Consider the following 18938-nt stretch of genomic DNA (forward strand, 5'->3'; position numbering starts at 1 on the left):
ATGACCCAAACTGCGTCAGTCTGGCTGGTCGTGCTGCTGGCCTTGCTGGCCGCCAACTTGCCTTTTGTAAGTAATCGCCTGTTTGCGGTTTACGCCCTCAAATCCTCCAAGAACCTGGCCATCAGGGTTGGGGAGCTGGTGATCTGGTACTTCATCATCGGCGGCGTGGGCTTGTACCTTGAACAGCTAACCGGCCAGATAGCACCTCAGGGATGGGAGTTTTACGCTGTCACCGGCACGCTCTTCATTACCTTTGCTTTTCCCGGATTTACCTGGCGCTATCTATTCAAGCATCGTGCATGAAAGCGGAACCGAGTCCCGATGAGTCAGGCAAGATGGCGGATGCCCATCTTGTGGAAACCCGGCTCGACTCGATGGAAATTCTTAAAGGGGATTTTCTGCATGCGATGCGTGACACCGTCAGGCTTCCTGATGGCGCGCGGGCGACGCGTGAATATGTGATCCATCCCGGGGCTGTGATGATCGTGGCCCAGCTTGATGACGGCCGTCTGATACTGGAGCGTCAATACCGGTATCCGGTTCAGTCTGTCATGGTGGAATTTCCCGCAGGCAAGTTAGACCCCGGTGAGGAGTCACTTGTATGCGCGCAACGTGAGCTGCTGGAGGAGACCGGCTACGTTGCACGCGAGTGGGCGCGGGCTGGTGTGATGCACCCGGTAATTTCCTATTCGACGGAGTTCATCGACATCTGGTTTGCGCGCGGACTGACGCTCGGCCCGCGCAAACTCGATGCAGGCGAGTTCCTGGACGTCTTCACTGCCACACCGGCGGAACTACTGGCCTGGTGTGCCAACGGCCAGGTGACAGACGCGAAAACGCTGACGGGTGCGCTGTGGCTTCAAAACGTGCTGTCCGGAGCGTGGGCTTTGGACTGGCGGCCTGCCGGCTCGTAGAACCGGGTAGATAATTCGGCCATGAAGGTCTTGAATCTCCAGTGCGCGCACCAGCATTCGTTTGAAGGCTGGTTTGCGTCCGAAGAAGATTTCCGCAACCAGCTGTCGCGCGGTCTTATTGAATGTCCCATGTGCGCGGACAAACTCATTCAAAAACTTCCCAGTGCACCACGGCTGAACCTGGGTGGCCATGCAGGCCAGGGTTCATCCGGGCAAGGCAGTCAGCAGACGGCTTCTTCAGATCCTGCTGTATCAACCGCGAAAGGCGTAAAGACATCAAATTCGGTTGCCGTGGTGACCCCCGCCGAACGGAGTCGTGCAGAACAAGCGGAATTCTTGAAAGCCTTGCGCAAAGTGTTGGCGCACTCGGAGGACGTCGGTCCCCGTTTTGCCGAAGAGGCTCGCCGAATGCACTATGGCGAGCTTGAAGCGCGAAATATTCGCGGGCAGGCAAGTGTGCGCGAAGCTGCAGAGTTGATGGATGAAGGTATCGACGTCATTCCGCTGCCCTTGTTGCCCGGCGGTAATGGGCCTTTGCAGTAAAAATCTGAGCCATCAAAGCAGGCACTGGAAGCACGAAGAAACCAAGGCTCCTGTCTTGGTTTAATCGTGGATTCACAGCGCACTCATTGAGTGGCGCTTTCAGCACAACTGGTGTCGGTTGCTCTCGCAGGTTTGCATGCTCTCACCCGGCCGGTTTTGGCGATCACAATTCGCCTTGTCTGTTCGTACATAGAGCGGCCGGACAGGTCGTTGCGGCTCAGACTTAACGTTAGCGCACTGAACCCATCGTCCTTCAGCCTGGAATAGCCCGAGCCATCGTACAGGATGTAAGGCGCTGCAACCGCCGCGCTGCCGGTGCCGGATATGCTGAAGTAGCTCTCAAGGGGTTCCTGCGTCAGTATTGTGATGTCGTTTGCCTCGCTATAGGCCTTGTTCCCGTCCTTATCGACGAAGACGATCCACCCCTTGATCCAGGATCTGCCATCGGCGGGCACAACCATGGCCTGCATTCCACGCTTCATGGCCTCGCCTCGTGCCGCATTGATGGCCGACAGCAGTGTGTTGATGGCTGAGGTGAGTTCGGCATTGCGCTTGTACGCAGTGAAGCTGGGTACGGCCACCAAGGCGAGCACGGCGGCGATCGTCAGTGTGACCATTAACTCGATGAGGGTAAAACCCTTCTCTTGCGATCGGATGCGGATCATTACCAGCACAGTTTTGATGACGCCATGGCCAGCGCGTCGGTGTTGCTGCCCGGCGCCGTGCAATCCTTTGTGCCAGTGCTGGTCATTCGTAGCGAACCAACGGCTGGGTCATTGCCAATGGGTTTGGCGATAACCCGGATGCAATCCTGCGTTGACATGACGGGCGTCGTCGAGGTGCTGCTTTGTGGGCAGGCATCCGCCATTAACAGATAGGCAGAAGTCGCCAGGTTCTCCCCGGAAAAGGTCTTGAACGGCACTGCGGTTGATGCGGTAAAGCCGCAAGCAGATGCTGCTGTTGCCGTCGCGACGCCTGCGGTATCGGTGGTGAATGCCAGGTAGCAGTTCTTCTGCGTCATGAAGCGTTCTTGCTGTTGTAGCAATTCAGCCAGCGCCGTTTTGGCTTGGGCGCGTTTCCCTTTTAGAACTGAGGACATGTACGACGGATAGGCAACGGACGCCAGCATCGCAACGATCGCGACCGTAATCATCAATTCAATCAGCGTAAAACCCTTGTTGCGTATTCTCTTCATGATGCGTTTTTCTGGTACTGGTAGTTATTGATCTGTCGCCAGCTCAATCTTGCGGCTCGCAAATTGCCGCGGACTGCCCCGCTGGCGGCTACGCCGGAAGAGCCTTGTTGCACAACCTGCCGGAGGTCAGTCTTTGTCAGATCGCCAGTTGTGGCGTTGGTGGCATACGTCGCTCCGGAGGTGATCTCAAAAACCAGAGGTTCTCCAAGAAGTCCTACGGTTGAGGCCGTAGCGTTGCCTTGTCCGGTGTCGATGTTGATGACGTATGCCTTGCCTCCTCCTCCGGCCTTGGGGCACGGCTCCGCAGCCGCGGTTGAGCCGGGAATGAGACTGCCAAATATCAGGTTGTCGCCGGCCACTGTCGCGCTATTCACGACGCGCTCTCCCGTTTCGGGGAAGTCAACCACCCAGCCCGACCTTTGAGTGGCATCCAGGTCACTGGCTGCACGCCCCCAGATGAACGCCGGCACCGTTACTGCACCGGTTGTCGCGTTGATGCTGCCGCTTTGAAGTCGACCGCGGCCGGAGATGACGCTGGCGGCTGCAGGGCTGCTGTCTGCGGCAGTTGACCCGTTGTCGTGAATGACGTGCAGCGAGTTGGTACCGGTTGCCGTGTTGTCTGCGGTTTCGAGGTATTTCCCGGTGGCGAACGCGATATAGGTGGTTCTGACACCTCCCACCATGGGGCCCGCCACCACACTGGGCGCCATTGAAATGGGCTGGCGAACAGGTGTGCTTCCCCCGGTGCTGGCGATATAAAGCGGATAGGGCAGGGGAGAAGCCGTGGTGCCCTTGTTGTAAGCCGAGAGCTTGTTCATGTTCCAGTCCGTGGAACCACGCGAAGAGAAATTCAGCTTCCAGAGGTTGCCATGCAAGTCGCCCATATAGACCTGCGTGACTTCTGCCGCAACGCCGAAAACGGGTTGAAAATTGATCAGACCCGTAGCCATCGTTGCACTGAGCGTCGCGTTGATGGGTAGAGAAATTTTGTAGTAATTGGGCGATGCACCGGTCGCGGTCCATGCCGCGCCTGCGGGTTTGTCCAAGGCCAACAAGAACAGTGCCGGTTTTCCGGTGTCACTGAAAATCCCTCCAAAGGTGCCGTCGGGAACATAGTTGTTCACGCCGCTGGCTACCATCGCAAACCATCGATAGGTCGGGGTTGCAGCGTTGGGTGCACTGGTCCGCAGTTTCACGATTTTGGGGCGCCCAACGACATACCCCAGATCGGGATCGTCCGCGTGGGTGAATTCCCACATGACTTTGGACGCGGAAAAAGCGGATGGATTGGTCACATCGAGTGCAAACACACCGGCCCCTCCTGCGCCTGTGCCTGAAACCAATACGGTCTTCCAGTCGGTTGAGTCCCCGGCGTATCCGACCTGTGCTTCGGCCACTGCGGGTGTCGCGTCAACATAACTCCGGTGGTTGTAATCTGTTCTTGTCAATGCGGCCAATTTGGGTCCCATCCAGCTGGGGATGTAGCCGAAAAGCTCGTCGCCCGTACTTGCGTTAAAGGCGTGGAGCATGCCGTCGTTGGCTCCAACGAAGATGGCTGCCGTCCGGCTTGCATTGGCTGTCACAAACCCAGGGTAGGTGCTGCTGGGCCCCACATTGCCGGTGGGCGCGCCTGAATAAACGATGCCGGAGTTAACAATGTCGCCCAGGAGTTTGGTGCGTTTTCGGAAGATGCCCGTTTCTTTCGACCTGTCGCCCCGAAGATAATTCAACCGGTCCTCAGCCAGCGCATCTGCAGTGGAGCTTGGAGTGATTTTGGCCAGGTGCGTTTCAAGTGGGGTGCCTCTTATTTCGCTCCAGGTAAATGACAAGGCTACCGGGTCGGCCGTGGCGCCAGCCTTACCGACAACGATATTGCGAGAGGTGGCCGGTGTTGCCCGCGTTGACAGTCTTTCCGCGGCGCTCCAGTTGGGCTGAGTCCCGACGGAGGCGACATTGTTGCTGTCTACCGTGAGTGGAAGAGACAGTACGTCCCCGCTCCAGTCTGTCGTGTCAAACGCAGCCTGGTAAATCGTGCTGCCGGCCTGGGTGATGTTTTTGCTGGAGGTGGCGCTGCCTGCGATGCTTCTGGCGCTGCTAAGCACCCGGCTGAAGATGTTGTCGAATGCACGAAGAACGGCGCGGCCATCGCTTTGACGGTAATAGGTGCTGGCTTCACCCGGTGTTGAGGGATCTTGCCAAACGTTGTTGTCGGTGGTGCCGTCCTGTCGCTGGAACGGATTGCCATAGGTGTTGTAGGGCTTGCCGCCGATGTTGGACGGGTCAGTTTCGAAGCCACCATACTTGGCCGCAGTAAAAAACTGGTTTTTGTAACGCCGGTCAGTCTCGTCAGAGGCTCTCCCGTAGGCGTCGACATCAAAGAAGAATGATTTGACCCGCAAACCGGGGCGTTGCTTGGCGGTCTCGTTCGTCCAGGTGGTGCCGCGTATGTCGTGGGTATTGGCCCAATAACTGGTTCCGAGAACCTGGCTGGCGTATGAAGTGGAGGCCACATTGTGGTTGGGGGCGTTGGGGTTGCCCGTGCTACGCCCGACACCTTTTCCATCCAGGTAGGTTCGCACCTCGTTTTTTTCAAAGGCCTGGACCACAGAGCGCCAGTAACCGATGTTCAGGATGTTGTTGGCTTCATTGGGAGTGGGGAGGCGGCTGCCTGACCTGTTGCCGTCCCAGGTTTCAATATCCCCAATCGTGACGATGTTGCTTTTCAGGCATGAGTAATCTGCCGTCCGCAGCCGGTCACCGCCGTAGGGGTCAGTCCATGTTGTAACGATTGGGAAACCGTCCAGCATCTCGGTAGTTAAGGGGAGGGCTACAGCCTCACGGGTTGGCTGCAAGCCCTGGAGGTACCGAAGCGCTTCATAGTGCAATTCACCCACCGGGTCGAAACTCTTGTATCTGCCCGGCACGGGTCCGGTCCGGCCAAATTTATTCACGTAATTGATGACGCCGCTGATCCCTGGGGCCTGCGTGGTGTCCCCGTCGGGGTTCGACACGAACACACCGGTATTTGCATTCCATTCCGCGTTGGGGTTGCCGCCGGTGGCCGTGTTGTCAACACCATTGGTGTTAAATGTCTTGGCGCCCACATACTTCATGGGTGCACGCAAGACACCGCCAACCCTGCTACCTGAGTCCATGAGGTAGCCGAAGGCGGCCAGTCGCATCTGTTCGCCGTATTTCTGGATGGCGCCAACAGGCTTGTAATTTCCGTTCGGGTATTGGGTGCAAAGCCCGTAGTCACGGTTGTCTTGCAGCGCACCTGCTGAGGTTTCGCATACCTGTACGCGGCTATAAAAAAAGCTGTCGGTACTTAAACTGGCGCTGTTGGACGCCGGCGCCCACGGCCCGGTGTAGGGCCTGGAATAGCAGGCCTTCGCAACGCCAAAGAGCGGATCACCCAATACGTTGTGATCGCATGGAGCCGTGTTAGCAGCGGGCACTACCTTCCAGCCCCCCGGAGCGCCGTACCAGACCTCCCTGGTTCCTGAAAAATTGCAGATGCCGCCCTGAGGCGCACAAGACTCGGTGTCGGCGGGCCGGTCGCCTGAAACCTGGGTGACAGGCCCAAGATTGCTGGTCGGGGTTGCGACGCCCAAGGTGTACGTGCCGGTGTCTCCGCAATTGCCGCCTCTCTGGGTGCCGAAGTAAATGCGATCAAGCGTGTTGGCAATCCAGACATCGCTTCCTGCCGCCTGGGTTTTCATGACCGCAGGAATGGCGCCCCAATAGTTGTTGGCGCTGCCGCCGTCTCTTTGCAATTGTTTGGCCGGAAAAAACTCCGTGTTCCACATGCAACCCGCGACCCCTCCGTTGGGGAGCACCGCGCGCTGCAATATCGTCAAGTCGGGCCTGTCGATGTAACGATCGCCTCCGGTCAAGGAGAGTCGCAGCATGTCGATGGCTGAGCTGCTGGCCCAGTTCAGAAAATTTCCGCTGAAGGCGTTGGTGCACATCCTGCTGGTAGCGGGGCCGCTGCGATCGAATCGTTTGTAGTCAGCCGTGGTCTGGCCGGTTTGGGGCGTTTCCGTTGGCGCGTTGTTGTAGGTGTAGCAGCTCTCCGCGTCGTAGTACCCCAGGTATTCCTTGGCATTGGTGTACGTGTCGTCAGTTACGGCGTGAACACCCGCCAGGTATTGGGCGCCTACTGTCGGAGCTTCCACAGACAAGGCGAGCGTGATGGCCGGTTTATCCCCGCCGGTCGCTGCAAAGAGCGGACTTGTTGCCAGCGTGATCGCAGGAATACTCGGTGGGGAAGCCTGCCCTGATGCGATCAGCGAGACCAGTGCAGCCGTCACAAAGAAGGAGGCAGCCAGCAGCCAGCCCTTGCGCGGATGCTTCGCCAAATACCCTTGCCGCAACAGCGAAGCTTGACTGCATGCGGTGGAGAATCTTTCTGGCAGCGCCACACGGAAACAGGCGATAAAAGTTTTTGGGTTGATCTGCATGTTGCTGGTGCTCTTCTAACGACTATTTGCGGTAAATCATTTGCATAACCGCCTGTATGTCTTTGCGGGGGCCAAAGCCCATCGCGGTCACGCGGTAGACATAGCGGGGGGAAAGATCGCTGGCGTCCCTGTGCGCAGGATCTCTGATCGCCTCGATCACATAGCGGGGAGGTTTAAAAGGCTGTATCCCGGTGGAGCCCGCAGCAAAGGTGCGGCCGGTAAATGTGCCGTAGGCTGTGGACGGCGCATCGTTTGACGAATCCGAGAAATCAAAATTGGCGGTCAACCAGACGGGGCGTCCGGTGATTGCCATTGCGCAAAGGCCGCGACTGTTTCCGCTTTTGCCACACCCCTCTATAAATGCCTGCTCATTGGTGACCGGGGAGAATATGCTGCTCCGTGTCGAAGACGGGCTGGATATGTCCTGCTCAGCATCAAGAAGAGCGGCTTCTGCAGCCTCCCAGGCCATTTGCTGGTCCCGGTCGTTGCGGGCCCCTCTTTCGCTCATCATTGAGATCTTGATGCCTGCGATTCCCAGTATGGAGATGATCGTCAGGATGATCATGATCATGATGAGCGACGCACCGCGCTGATTGGCCGCGCCACGAAAAGCTTGCGTTGAAAAGACTTTTTTCTTCATCTCAAAGTCCCTCTTTGTTACGCAGTTGAATCGTGAACGTCACAGCCTGACGCAGCCGGGTGTCCGCAGGCGAGGTGAAGATCGTGCCTGGGTCGTCGCGGGCGGAAGACATGGCGGAGCCGGCTGTGCCTGTCACCGATGCTTTGGCGAGCCCGAGTGGATAAAAAGTTTGCGCCTCTTTTTGTTGAGTCGAGCCTTCCGCGCCTCGCAGCACCATCCCGATGCGCAGGCTGCGCACGCGGCTCCAGTTGGCATTGGTGGCAGCCGTGTTGCCGGCAACCACCATCTGATCGGCACGCAAATAGCGGTCTGCAACGTTGGGGGCCACTGGAGTCGCCGTGGGCGCCGTATTGGGGGTCACGCCTGCGACGCCATACAAGACCTGGAAGTTCTCCACACCGGAGATGATGGGTTGCGCTGTGGAGGGGCCTGTACTGCACATCAGCGATGGCTCACCCTGGCTGACGTCGACATACAGAACACTGACCATGCGGTCGTCGCGATCAACCGGCACCGTAGTGGACGGGGTGCCGGAACAGTCGATCATGGTCATGTCTGACCGGCCCGATCCCGGAAAGGTTTCGACCGCCTGGTGGCGCAAGATCAGGATGTCGCTGCCGTAGCCGACAGAACTGGTTCGCCACGCCGTGGAACTGTTATACGGGTCGGTAGCGCTGGGATATGCGTTGTTGACGCCGGATACATCGGGATTCGCGGCGCCGGCGCCGGCCAGGCCAACGGTATTGTTCGACCTCGGTGTTGCCGCGTATTCAACATCCCGGAATCCGGCCTGGGCACCGAGCCGCAGCAAAAGGGCGCTTGCAAAGCGGGCGTTGTCTCCGAGCTGCGCGGCCGCGTCGACAGTGGTCAAGCCGCGCCGGCTGACAATCAGTGAGGAGACTGCCGCGAGGGCAATGACAAGGCTGATCACCAGCGCGACCAGCAGTTCCACGAGCGTAAGCCCCGATTGCCCCCGCGATTTTGAAGTGTGAAATGAGCCCTTAGCGCGAAGCTGAAGGGTGACGCGATGCTGTTCCATGCTAGGTCGAATTGCCTGGAGTGACGGGAAGCACCAGCGACGGGACTGTGCCTTGCTCTATCGCATTTGCACCTGTTGCCGATCGGTCGGTAGAGAGCCGGGACCATCCGATCTTGATCACGGTTGTCGCACCTGCGCCTGTACCAGTGCAAGCAAAACGAGGCATTCCATTCGCATCAAACGGCGCGGAGTCCACGCAGATATTTACATAGGCGTTGGGCAGTTCCGCACGCACGCGGGTGAGCCACTCGGTCAGCTGTGCGTTGGCAATTTCGGCAGCGCTGGAACAGGGCGTCGCACCAGGAGCCACATTCAGGCAATAGGACGGACTGCTGGGTAGCACATCGGACGGGTCATAGTGGCCAAGGTAGGGGTTGTCTGCTGCCGGTAGCAGCCCGACCTCCTTGTTTTTTCGCATCATTTCGGCCAATTCGTGCGCCAGGCTTCCTGCGGTGGCCTGTATCCGGGCCTGGCGATTGGATTGCAAGGCCGAGGCCTGCAAACCGACCATGCCGAGCAAGCCGAAAGACAGGATGACCATGGAGATAAGCACCTCCAGAAGTGAAAACCCCCGGGATGGGCGCAGGGCCCGCGCATTGCGGTTGCTTCGGGCGCGCGGCATGAGTGAATTTTTTTTCGGGGTCTTCACGACTGCAAAGTTGTTTATTTATATGGAGGCGGTGCCGTGGGCGCGCTGCTTTCCCGTGAGTTTTCAGTGGTGAAGTGGGCGCGCGAACAAGGCGCTGTTGTGCTGCGTTTTGATTACTTGAAGAAAATTCTAGGTATCGCTGTACTACACATGGATTACCTATGCGGATTGAAATGAGTCGGCGGGACTCGTCTGACAGAAGTGGCTCAGAGGGTGATGAGCGGTGCGGTCTGCCGCCGTTGGGAATTCGTTGATTTAAACGAGGCGGGCTTGAGCGGACCAAGATGCACCCTGCAAAAGTGCCGCATGTGTTTGTGCACCGCCCATAAAAAAAGCCCGGGGCTTGCAGGCCACCGGGCAATTGAAGGGTTCAGCGAATCAGCGAATCAGCGGATCAGGGATACAGGCCGCGCAATTCGCGCGTATGCAGGATGCGTTTGCAGGCCACGATGAATGTCGCGGTGCGCAGGCTGACTTTCTGGTCTTGCGCCACATGCCAGACAGCGGCAAAAGCGTCTTTCATGATCTTGACGAGGCGCTTGTTGATTTCTTCTTCGTCCCAGAAGAAGCTGGAGAAATCCTGCACCCATTCAAAGTAGCTCACCGTCACGCCGCCGGCATTGGCGATCACGTCCGGCAGCACCAGCACATTGCGGTCGTGCAGGATGTCGTCGGCGGCCGGCGTGGTGGGGCCGTTGGCGCCTTCGATGATCATGCGTGCCTTGATGCGGCCGGCGTTGGCTTCAGTAATCTGCTGCTCCAGCGCGGCGGGGATCAGGATGTCGCACTCCACGTCCCAGAACTTGTCGTTGGCGATGACTTCTGCCTGCGCAAAGCCGCCCACGCTGCCGGTGGCTTCCACATGCTTGAGCAGCGCCGGCACATCCAGGCCCGCTTCGCGGTAAATGGTGCCGCCGTGATCTTGCACGGCCACCACGCGCGCACCGGTTTCGGCAAACAGCTTGCCCGCCACGCCGCCCACATTGCCGAAGCCCTGCACGGCCACCCGCGCGGTCGCAATATCAAGCCCGATGTGTTTGGCTGCTTCCACGCCCACGGTGTAGACGCCGCGGCCGGTCGCCTCTCGCCGGCCCAGCGAGCCGCCCAGGTCCACCGGCTTGCCTGTGACGACGCCGGTCGAGGTGGAGCCGGTGTTCATCGAATACGTGTCCATCATCCACGCCATGATCTGGTCGTTGGTGTTGACGTCAGGCGCCGGGATGTCTTTGTTGGGGCCGATGATGATGCCGATCTCGCTGGTGTAGCGGCGCGTCATGCGCTCGAGTTCGCCGCGCGAGAGCTTCTTCGGGTCGACGCGGATGCCGCCCTTGGCGCCGCCGTAGGGCACGTTGACCGCGGCGTTCTTGACCGACATCCAGGCCGACAGGGCCATCACTTCAGACAGCGTGACGTCCTGGTGGAAGCGCACACCGCCTTTGCCGGGGCCGCGTGAAACGTTGTGCTGCACGCGGTAGCCTTCAAAGTGCGCCACGGTGCCGTCGTCCATGTGAATGGGCACGTCGACGATCAGCACGCGCTTGGGCCGCTTGAGCGTTTCGGCCCAGCGCGCCAGGCTGCCCAGGTGGGGGATGACGCGGTCTACCTGCTGCAGGTAGTTGCCCCAGGGGCCAAGGTTGTCGGCCTGAAGGTAGGAAGGAAGGGGGTGGGAGCCGTTGGGGATGGGGCTCGATGGGGCTGCGTGTGACATTGACAAAACTCCTTGTGGGATTTCTTGCGAAAAAACTCAATGCACGGAGCTTAAAAGCCGGCCTTTAATTAGTCCAAGGCATTGTGAACCAAACTCTATGCAAATAATGCATATGCATGGACTTGAATTCCGCTACCCCTTTGCAGGCGGTGGCAGGGACTGAAAGCACCGCTTCCGCAGAGCGGTCAAACGGTGAACTGCAGCGTCGCCAGCCGCGCATAAACACCGCCGCGGTTTACCAGTTCGGTGTGCGTGCCTTGCTCCACCAGCCGGCCGTGGTCCAGCACCAGGATGCGGTCGGCCTGCTGCACCGTCGCCAGGCGGTGCGCAATCACCAGCGTGGTGCGGTCCTTCATCGCCGATTCAAGTGCTGCCTGCACCATGCGTTCGCTTTCGGCATCGAGCGCGCTGGTGGCTTCGTCCAGCAGCAGCAGCGGCGAGTTTTTCAGCATCGCGCGCGCAATCGCAATGCGCTGGCGCTGCCCGCCCGACAGCCGCACGCCGCGCTCGCCCAGGAAGGTGTCGTAGCCTTCGGGCAGGGCGGTGATGAACTCATGTGCAAAGGCTGCCTTTGCTGCCGCCTTGGCCTCGTCATCCGTCGCACCGGGTTTGCCGTAGCGGATGTTTTCCAGCGCGCTGGTTGAAAAAATCACGGCGTCCTGCGGCACGATGCCGATGCGCTGGCGCAGGTCTTCCAGTGTCATGTCGGCTGTGCGCACGCCATCGAGCTCGATGCGCCCTGATGCCGGGTCGTAAAAACGCAGCAGCAGCTGGAACACGGTGCTTTTGCCCGCACCGCTGGGCCCCACGATGGCGACGGTCTCGCCGGGCGCCACGCTCAAGGTGAAATCCTGCAGGGCGGGCTGTGTCGGGCGTGACGGGTAATGAAAGGTCACTGCTTCAAATTTGATAGCGCTACCTCCTTGTATTACCTGGGCTGGTAGCGGATTTGAGGGTGAAACGACCGGTGAGCGCGATTGCAGCAATTCCATCAGCCGCTCAGTGGCGCCGGCCGCGCGCAGCAGGTCGCCGTACACCTCGCCCAGCACGGCGGCCGCGCTGGCCAGGATGATCACGTACACCACGGTCTGGCCCAGGTGTCCGGCCGAGATGTCGCCGCGCATCACCGCCTGCGTGCCCTGGTACAGCCCCCACAGCAACCCCGCCGATGTCGCGATGATGATGAAGGCCACCAGCACCGAGCGCGCCCGCGTGCGGCGAATCGCGGTGTTGAAGGCGTTGGTGGTCGACTGGTCGAAGCGGGCCGATTCGCGCGCTTCGGCGGTATAGCTTTGCACGACGGGGATCGCATTGAGCACCTCCGCGGCAATCGCGCTGGAGTCGGCCACGCGGTCCTGGCTGGCGCGCGACAGCTTGCGCACGCGCCGGCCAAACCACACCGACGGCGCGACGATCAGCACCAGCCCGCCCAGCACCTGCACCATCAAATAGGGGTTGGTGTAGACCAGCATGCCCAGCGCGCCCACGCCCATCACCGCGTTGCGCAGGCCCATGCTCAGCGACGAACCCACCACCGTCTGCACCAGCGTTGTGTCGCCGGTCAGGCGCGACAGCACCTCGCCGGTTTGGGTGGTCTCAAAGAACTCGGGGCTTTGCCGCAGCACATGGCCGTATACCGCGTTGCGCAGGTCGGCCGTGACCCGTTCGCCCAGCCAGCTCACCATATAAAAGCGGCCCGCTGAAAAAAGCCCCAGTGCCGCGGCGACGGCAAACAGCTCAAAGAAGTGCGTGCGCAGCGCCATCAGCTGCTGGCCTTTGTCGGCCGCACTCAGGCCGCCATCGATCAGGCTGCGAAGGGCCAGCGGAAACACCAGCGTGGCGACGGCAGCCATTACCAGGAAGAACATGGCCAGCAGGATGCGCCCGCGGTAAGGCCGCAAAAAGGGCAGCAGGCCGGACAGCGAACGGGGCGAACCTTTGGCGCCAAGGGCGCCGGGGGAGGCGACTGCAGGAGGCGCGGAAGGGGCAATGGGCGAAGAAGGGGAAGCAGAAGAGGTAGCCATTGCACGAGTTTAGTCACAAAGCCAGCCAACCCATTGCCTTAACAAAGGCATCCCAAGCAACAAAAGCCCAAACAAACACCGCCTTGACATTAATTGCTTAGGCATGTATTATTCGTCTCCATGAAATCCAAAACCGCCAGCCCGCCATCCGGTCCCCAAGCCGGCCAGCCATCGCCAGCCACGCTGGAAACCCCTTTGTGCGGGTTGCCGGCGGAGTTTTATTGCGCCTCCGACTACGACGCCGGCCAAAGCACCGGTTACCTGATGCGCCAGATCATTAACAGCGTCTCGCAGCAGGTCACGCGTGAGCTCGAGCCGAAAGGCCTGACCAACGCGCAGTGGGTGCCCATGCTCAAGCTGTACCTCGGAAAGGCCTCGACCGTGGCGGAGCTGGCGCGCCAATGCCAGCTCGACGCCGGCTCCATGACGCGCCTGCTCGACCGGCTGGAAGCCAAGGGCTTTTGCCGCCGCATCCGCTCCAGCGACGACAGGCGCGTCGTGAATATCGAGCTGACGCCCGAGGGCCGTGAAGCCGCCAAGGAAATCCCCGCCGTACTCAGCCGCGTTCAAAACGCCCACCTGGCCGGCTTTTCGGTGGAGGAGTGGCAAAGCCTCAAAGGCTATCTGCGCCGCATTCTCGAAACCGCGCACACCCTTCAAGCAGCGAATGAAAAAGATGACAAATAACAGCAACACACTTTGCGGCGCCTCCGCTGGCGCATGTTCCAGCCACGTCGACCCCATAGAGCAAGCTGAGCGCCTGCCCGTGTGGCGCGCCTCTTTCCGCATGGCCCTGGTGGCCGCCGCCAGTGTGGTGGCCGTGGGCCTGATGGCGACCGGCCTGACTGGTTGCGCCGACATGTCCGGCATCACGCCGCAGTCCACCTTGCGCGATGCGCCTTCGCTGGGACTGAGTGCAGAAGCCACCACGGCCCAGGCGCCGCTGGCCGCCGAATGGTGGCGCGAATTCGGCGACGAGCAGCTCAACACGCTTGTAGCCCAGGCCCTGCAAACCAGCCCGACACTCAAGCTCGCGCAGGCGCGCCTGGCACGCGCGCAAGCCGTGACGGAAGTGGCCGACGCCGCTACCTTGCCGCAGCTCACCGGCCAGCTTGATGCGACCCGCCAGCGCTACACCGCCAACGGCGCGGTGCCGCCGCCGCTTGCGGGGTCCATCCGCGAAAGCGGCACGGCACAGCTCAACGCCAGCTGGGAGCTCGACTTTTTCGGCAAGAACCGCGCAGCGCTCGACGCAGCCCTCGGCAGCGCCAACGCCGCCGAAGCCGACGCCCAGGCCGCGCGCGTGCTGCTGGCCAGCAACGTCGCCCGCACTTACTTCCAGTTGGTGCGCCTGAATGAGCAAACCAATGTGGCGCGCCGCACGCTGGCCCAGCGGGAAGAAACGCTCAAGCTGGTGCGCGACCGCGTGGACGCCGGCCTGGACACCCGGCTGGAACTGCGCCAAAGCGAAGGCGGCCTGCCCGAAGCGCGCCTGCAGCTGGAGACGCTGCAAGAGCAGATGGCCCTGACGCGCAACGCCCTGGGCGCGCTGGTTGGACAGCCAAATATGGCTCTAGCCCAGACACCGCCTGCACAGTCCGCTATCAAAAATGTAGCAATCGGCGCCAGCATCCCGGCCGACCTGCTGGGCCGCCGCGCCGACATCGCTGCCGCCCGCTGGCGCGTTGAGGCTTCGTCCAAAGACGTGGTCAACGCCAAGACCCAGTTCTATCCCAACATCAACCTTGTCGCTTTCGCCGGTTTTTCCAGCATTGGCCTGGGCCAATTGACGAATTCGGGCAGCCAGCAATGGGGTGTCGGCCCCGCGCTGCGCCTGCCGATTTTTGACGCCGGCCGGCTGCGCGCCAACCTGCGCGGCAAAACCGCCGACCTTGACGCAGCGGTGGAAAGCTACAACGCCGCCGTGATCGACGCGGTGCGCGACGTGGCCGACCAGGTCGCCTCATCGCAAGCCATTGCTCGCCAGCAAACCGAGCAACGCGCCGCACAGGAAGCCGCTGAAAGCGCTTATGAAATCGCCGTGCAGCGCTACAAGGCCGGCCTGGGCAACTACCTCAATGTGCTTACGGCTGAGACCAGCGTGCTGGCCCAGCGCCGCCAGGCGGTAGACCTGGCCGCCCGCGCGCTGGACACGCAGGTCGCGCTGATCCGCGCGCTGGGCGGTGGCTACGCGGCCGCCCCGGTGGCGACGGCATCTGCCCCGCCTACGGACGGTGCTACCAAAAAAGTAGCTGACTATCAAGGCGCTGCCTTGGCTGGAGCCACATTTCATTAATAACTTTCTGCCGGCCCCCTGCGCTATCGGGCCGCCATCACGCAGACATCACGCAAACAAGCAACGCATAACGAACACATCACAAACGGATTGCAAACACCATGAGCACACCTGAATCCACCAACGCTTCCGCCGCCGCCACCGCACAGCCCGCCGGCAACCCCAAACGCAAAAAAGCCCTCACGGCGCTGGCCGCCGTCGTGGTCGTCGCCGGCCTGGGCTGGTCGGCCTATGAATACCTCGTCGCCAGCCACTATGAGTCCACCGACAACGCTTACGTGCAAGGCAATGTGATCCAGATCACGCCGCAGATCGGCGGCACCGTCATGGCCATCATGGCCGACGACACCGACTTTGTGAAAGCCGGCCAGACGCTGGTGCAACTCGACCCGGCCGACGCCAAGGTCGCGCTCGAGCAGGCCGAGGCCGCACTGGCCCAAGCCGTGCGCCAGGTGCGCACGCTGTACGCCAACAACGGCACGCTCGCCGCGCAGATCGCGCTGCGCGACGCCGACGTGGCCAAGGCGCAGAGCGACATCGCCCGCGCCAGCGACGACCTGAACCGCCGCCAGTCGCTCACCGGCAACGGAGCGGTGTCCAAAGAAGAACTCAACCACGCCCAGACGCAACTGGCCAACGCCAGGAGCGCGCTGGCCGCGGCGCAGGCCGGTGTGGTCGCCGCACGCGAGCAGCTCACCAGCAACCAGGCGCTGACCGAAGGCACCAGCATCGAGCAGCACCCCAGCGTGCAGGTCGCTGCCGCCAAAGTGCGCGAAGCCTACCTGGCCACGCAGCGCGCCGGCCTGCTGGCGCCTGTCGACGGTTACGTCGCCAAACGCACGGTGCAGCTCGGCCAGCGTGTGGCCGCCGGCACGCCCATGATGTCCATCATCCCGCTGAACCAGGTGTGGGTCGACGCCAACTTCAAGGAAGTGCAGCTGCGCAATATCCGCATTGGCCAGCCCGTGACCTTGGTGGCTGACCTTTACGGCAAAAAGGTCGAATACAAAGGCGCGGTGTCAGGCCTGGGCGTCGGCACCGGCGCGGCCTTTTCGCTGCTGCCCGCACAAAACGCCACCGGCAACTGGATCAAGGTGGTGCAGCGCGTGCCCGTGCGCATCGCGCTGGACGCCAAACAGCTCGCCGACAACCCGCTGCGCGTGGGCCTGTCGATGGACGCTGAAGTTGACGTGAGCAACAAGGACGGCAAGACGCTGGCCGACGCTCCGCGCGACGCTGCGCTGGCCCACACGCAAACCTACGGCGCGCAGGACGATGCGGCCGATAAAGATGTGCAGCGCGTGATTGCCGCCAACACCGGCAAGCCGGTCAAGGCCGCCAAGGCGGATGCCGCAGCCAGGCCCCGCGATGCCGCAGCCGAGGCCGTGCCCGCCGTGCGCCGCGAAGCGCCAGGCGCAGGCGCGCCGCATCTGCTGTCGGTCGCCAGCCACGGCGTGGCCGCAGCGCCCACCGGCCAGGCGCATTAAGACCCGTTGCCGGTTGCCGCGCCTTTGATCGTTCTTTGATCGCGCTGCTCCGGCTCTGATCGGCTCATTCACCGGCTCAAACTCCTCCAGGTTCCCATGGCCTCCGCAACTGCTTCCGACTACATCCAACCGCCGCCGCTGACAGGCTCGGCACGCCTGTGGGGCACGCTGGCGCTTTCCGCCGCGACCTTCATGAACGTGCTGGACACCTCGATCGCCAACGTGTCGCTGCCGGCCATCGCCGGCGACCTGGGCGTCAGTCCCAACCAGGGCACCTGGGTCATCACGAGCTTTGGCGTGGCCAACGCGATTGCCGTACCGCTGACCGGCTGGCTGTCGCAGCGCTTCGGCCAGGTGCGGCTCTTCACCACCAGCGTCATCCTGTTCGTCATCACCTCGTGGCTGTGCGGCCTGGCGCCCAACATGACCACGCTGATCTTCCTGCGCGTGCTGCAGGGCCTGGTCGCCGGGCCCATGATTCCGCTGTCGCAGGCCTTGCTGCTGTCCAGCTACCCGAAAGCGCTGGCCGGGCTGGCGATGGCGCTGTGGTCCATGACGACGCTGATCGCGCCCGTGATGGGGCCGCTGCTGGGCGGCTGGATCACCGACAACATTTCCTGGCCGTGGATTTTTTACATCAACATCCCGGTCGGCTTTGCCGCGGCCTTCATCACCTGGAGCATCTTCAGGAAGCGCGAAAGCATGACGCGCAAGCTACCGATTGATTCCGTGGGGCTGGCGCTGCTCGTCATCTGGGTCGGTGCGCTGCAGATCATGCTCGACAAGGGGCAGGAGCTGGACTGGTTCCATTCCGGCGAGGTGATTGCGCTGGGCATCGTCGCGCTGGTCGGCCTGATCGCCTTCGTGATCTGGGAGCTGACCGAAGAACACCCGGTGGTGGATTTGACGCTCTTCAAGCGGCGCAACTTCTGGGCCGGTGCCTTGGCGCTGTCCGTCGGCTACGGCCTTTTCTTCGGCAACGTGGTGCTGCTGCCGCTGTGGCTGCAGCAGTACATGGGCTACACCGCCACGCAGGCCGGCATGGTGCTGGCGCCTGTCGGGGCCTTTGCCTTGCTGCTGTCGCCCATCGTCGGAAAAAACATCGCCAGGGTCGACCCGCGCCGCTTCGCCGCGTTTGCCTTCATGGTGTTCGGGCTGGTGCTGTGGATGCGCTCGAACTTCAACACCCAGGCCGACTTCACCACCATCATGATCCCCACCATCATCCAGGGTGTGGCCATGGCCTTCTTCTTTATCCCGCTGGTCACCATCACGCTGTCAGGCATCTCGCCCGACAAGATCCCGGCCGCCTCGGGCCTGTCCAACTTCGTGCGCATCACCGCTGGCTCTTTCGGCACGTCCATCGCCACCACCATCTGGCAAGACCGCGCCGCCATGCACCACGCGCAGATCAGCGAATACGTGAATCAGGGGAGCGTCGCCACCAACAGCGCCCTCACAGGCCTGGCCGGCGCGGGCCTTTCCCCCGACCAGGCCCTGGGCACCATCAACCGCCTGGTCGACCAGCAGGCCTACATGCTGGCGGCGAATGATGTGTTTTATGTCTCGGCACTGATCTTCTTGCTTTTGATTCCGCTGGTGTATTTGACCAGGCACGCCAAAGCCGGGGCGGGGAGTGCGGATGCTGCGGCCGGAGCGCACTGAGACAGTTGCAACTCGGTTCAATCAAAAAGGCGCCTTGGGCGCCTTTTTCTTTGTGCTATCAAATCAATAGCTACTCGTGCATGTGGATATTGGGCTACAGGCCTATTTAATACAAAAATTTGCGGTCGATCAGGTGGCATTTGACCAACGCGGCCCATCATCCACCAGTGGCGCCATGCTGCGGGTTTCCCCGGAATTTTGCTATTCGTATGAGTTCCGTAAATTTCCTGGAGGTCCAATACGCGATTGGCTAACGAGCGTTTTGATGCTTGAGTTGAATGCCAGCCATCGGGCTGTTCCGCAGGTGTGCGGTCT

15 protein-coding genes are annotated in these 18938 nt (G+C 61.2%); 7 read left to right on the forward strand and 8 right to left on the reverse strand.

Annotated features, from left to right (window positions below; genetic code table 11):
* Genes DT070_RS13835 through DT070_RS13845 form a run of 3 tightly spaced genes read left to right on the forward strand, consistent with a single transcriptional unit; the run spans nt 1 to nt 1457 of the window.
* Entirely contained in the window at nt 1-303 is a 303-nt protein-coding gene (locus tag DT070_RS13835; RefSeq protein WP_122955922.1) for a DUF2818 family protein, read from the forward strand.
* The gene (locus DT070_RS13840; protein WP_228778495.1) at nt 300-914 is read left to right on the forward strand and encodes an NUDIX domain-containing protein; all 615 of its coding nucleotides are present in this window, start codon (nt 300-302) and stop codon (nt 912-914) included. The genes DT070_RS13835 and DT070_RS13840 overlap by 4 nt, the downstream gene beginning before the upstream one ends.
* Nucleotides 915-935: 21 nt before the next feature.
* Entirely contained in the window at nt 936-1457 is a 522-nt protein-coding gene (locus DT070_RS13845; protein WP_122955923.1) for a DUF1178 family protein, read from the forward strand.
* An 83-nt stretch (nt 1458-1540) separates the two neighbouring features.
* Here DT070_RS13845 and DT070_RS13850 read toward each other — a convergent pair whose 3' ends face one another.
* The 8 genes from DT070_RS13850 to DT070_RS13885 form a co-directional block, all read right to left on the reverse strand.
* On the reverse strand, nt 1541-2122 hold the full coding sequence (locus DT070_RS13850) for a GspH/FimT family pseudopilin (protein WP_122955924.1): 582 nt from the start codon (nt 2120-2122) through the stop codon (nt 1541-1543).
* On the reverse strand, nt 2122-2652 hold the full coding sequence (locus DT070_RS13855; protein ID WP_122955925.1) for a type IV pilin protein: 531 nt from the start codon (nt 2650-2652) through the stop codon (nt 2122-2124). The genes DT070_RS13850 and DT070_RS13855 overlap by 1 nt, the downstream gene beginning before the upstream one ends.
* Complete coding sequence (locus tag DT070_RS13860) at nt 2649-7115, reverse strand: pilus assembly protein (RefSeq protein ID WP_122955926.1); 4467 nt, start codon at nt 7113-7115, stop codon at nt 2649-2651. The genes DT070_RS13855 and DT070_RS13860 overlap by 4 nt, the downstream gene beginning before the upstream one ends.
* A gap of 22 nt (nt 7116-7137) precedes the next feature.
* Complete coding sequence (locus DT070_RS13865; RefSeq protein WP_122955927.1) at nt 7138-7755, reverse strand: pilus assembly protein; 618 nt, start codon at nt 7753-7755, stop codon at nt 7138-7140.
* A gap of 1 nt (nt 7756) precedes the next feature.
* Nucleotides 7757-8794, reverse strand: a complete 1038-nt coding sequence (locus tag DT070_RS13870; protein WP_122955928.1) for a PilW family protein — start codon at nt 8792-8794, stop codon at nt 7757-7759.
* Between the two features lies 1 nt (nt 8795).
* Entirely contained in the window at nt 8796-9416 is a 621-nt protein-coding gene (gene pilV / locus DT070_RS13875; RefSeq protein ID WP_122955929.1) for a type IV pilus modification protein PilV, read from the reverse strand.
* Nucleotides 9417-9837: 421 nt separating this feature from the next.
* On the reverse strand, nt 9838-11151 hold the full coding sequence (locus DT070_RS13880) for a Glu/Leu/Phe/Val dehydrogenase (protein WP_122955930.1): 1314 nt from the start codon (nt 11149-11151) through the stop codon (nt 9838-9840).
* Nucleotides 11152-11336: 185 nt separating this feature from the next.
* Nucleotides 11337-13175 (reverse strand): ABC transporter transmembrane domain-containing protein, encoded by a 1839-nt coding sequence (locus DT070_RS13885; RefSeq protein ID WP_122955931.1) that lies wholly within the window; start codon nt 13173-13175, stop codon nt 11337-11339.
* A gap of 120 nt (nt 13176-13295) precedes the next feature.
* On the opposite strand from DT070_RS13885, the gene DT070_RS13890 reads away from it, so the two are divergent.
* From DT070_RS13890 to DT070_RS13905, 4 genes are all read left to right on the forward strand, one after another.
* Nucleotides 13296-13862, forward strand: a complete 567-nt coding sequence (locus DT070_RS13890) for a MarR family winged helix-turn-helix transcriptional regulator (RefSeq protein ID WP_194965918.1) — start codon at nt 13296-13298, stop codon at nt 13860-13862.
* 100 nt (nt 13863-13962) lie between these two features.
* A complete protein-coding gene (locus DT070_RS13895; RefSeq protein ID WP_228778690.1) occupies nt 13963-15471 on the forward strand; it encodes an efflux transporter outer membrane subunit in 1509 nt (502 codons plus the stop codon).
* A 101-nt stretch (nt 15472-15572) separates the two neighbouring features.
* Nucleotides 15573-16958 carry an efflux RND transporter periplasmic adaptor subunit gene (locus tag DT070_RS13900; protein ID WP_122955932.1) on the forward strand — a complete coding sequence of 462 codons (1386 nt, stop codon included), beginning with the start codon at nt 15573-15575 and terminating at the stop codon, nt 16956-16958.
* A gap of 96 nt (nt 16959-17054) precedes the next feature.
* Nucleotides 17055-18623: a DHA2 family efflux MFS transporter permease subunit gene (locus DT070_RS13905; protein WP_122955933.1), complete on the forward strand. Its 1569-nt coding sequence runs from the start codon at nt 17055-17057 to the stop codon at nt 18621-18623.
* Nucleotides 18624-18938 lie beyond the last annotated feature (315 nt).

The organism is Polaromonas sp. SP1 (genome assembly GCF_003711205.1).
Classification (GTDB): domain Bacteria; phylum Pseudomonadota; class Gammaproteobacteria; order Burkholderiales; family Burkholderiaceae_C; genus Polaromonas.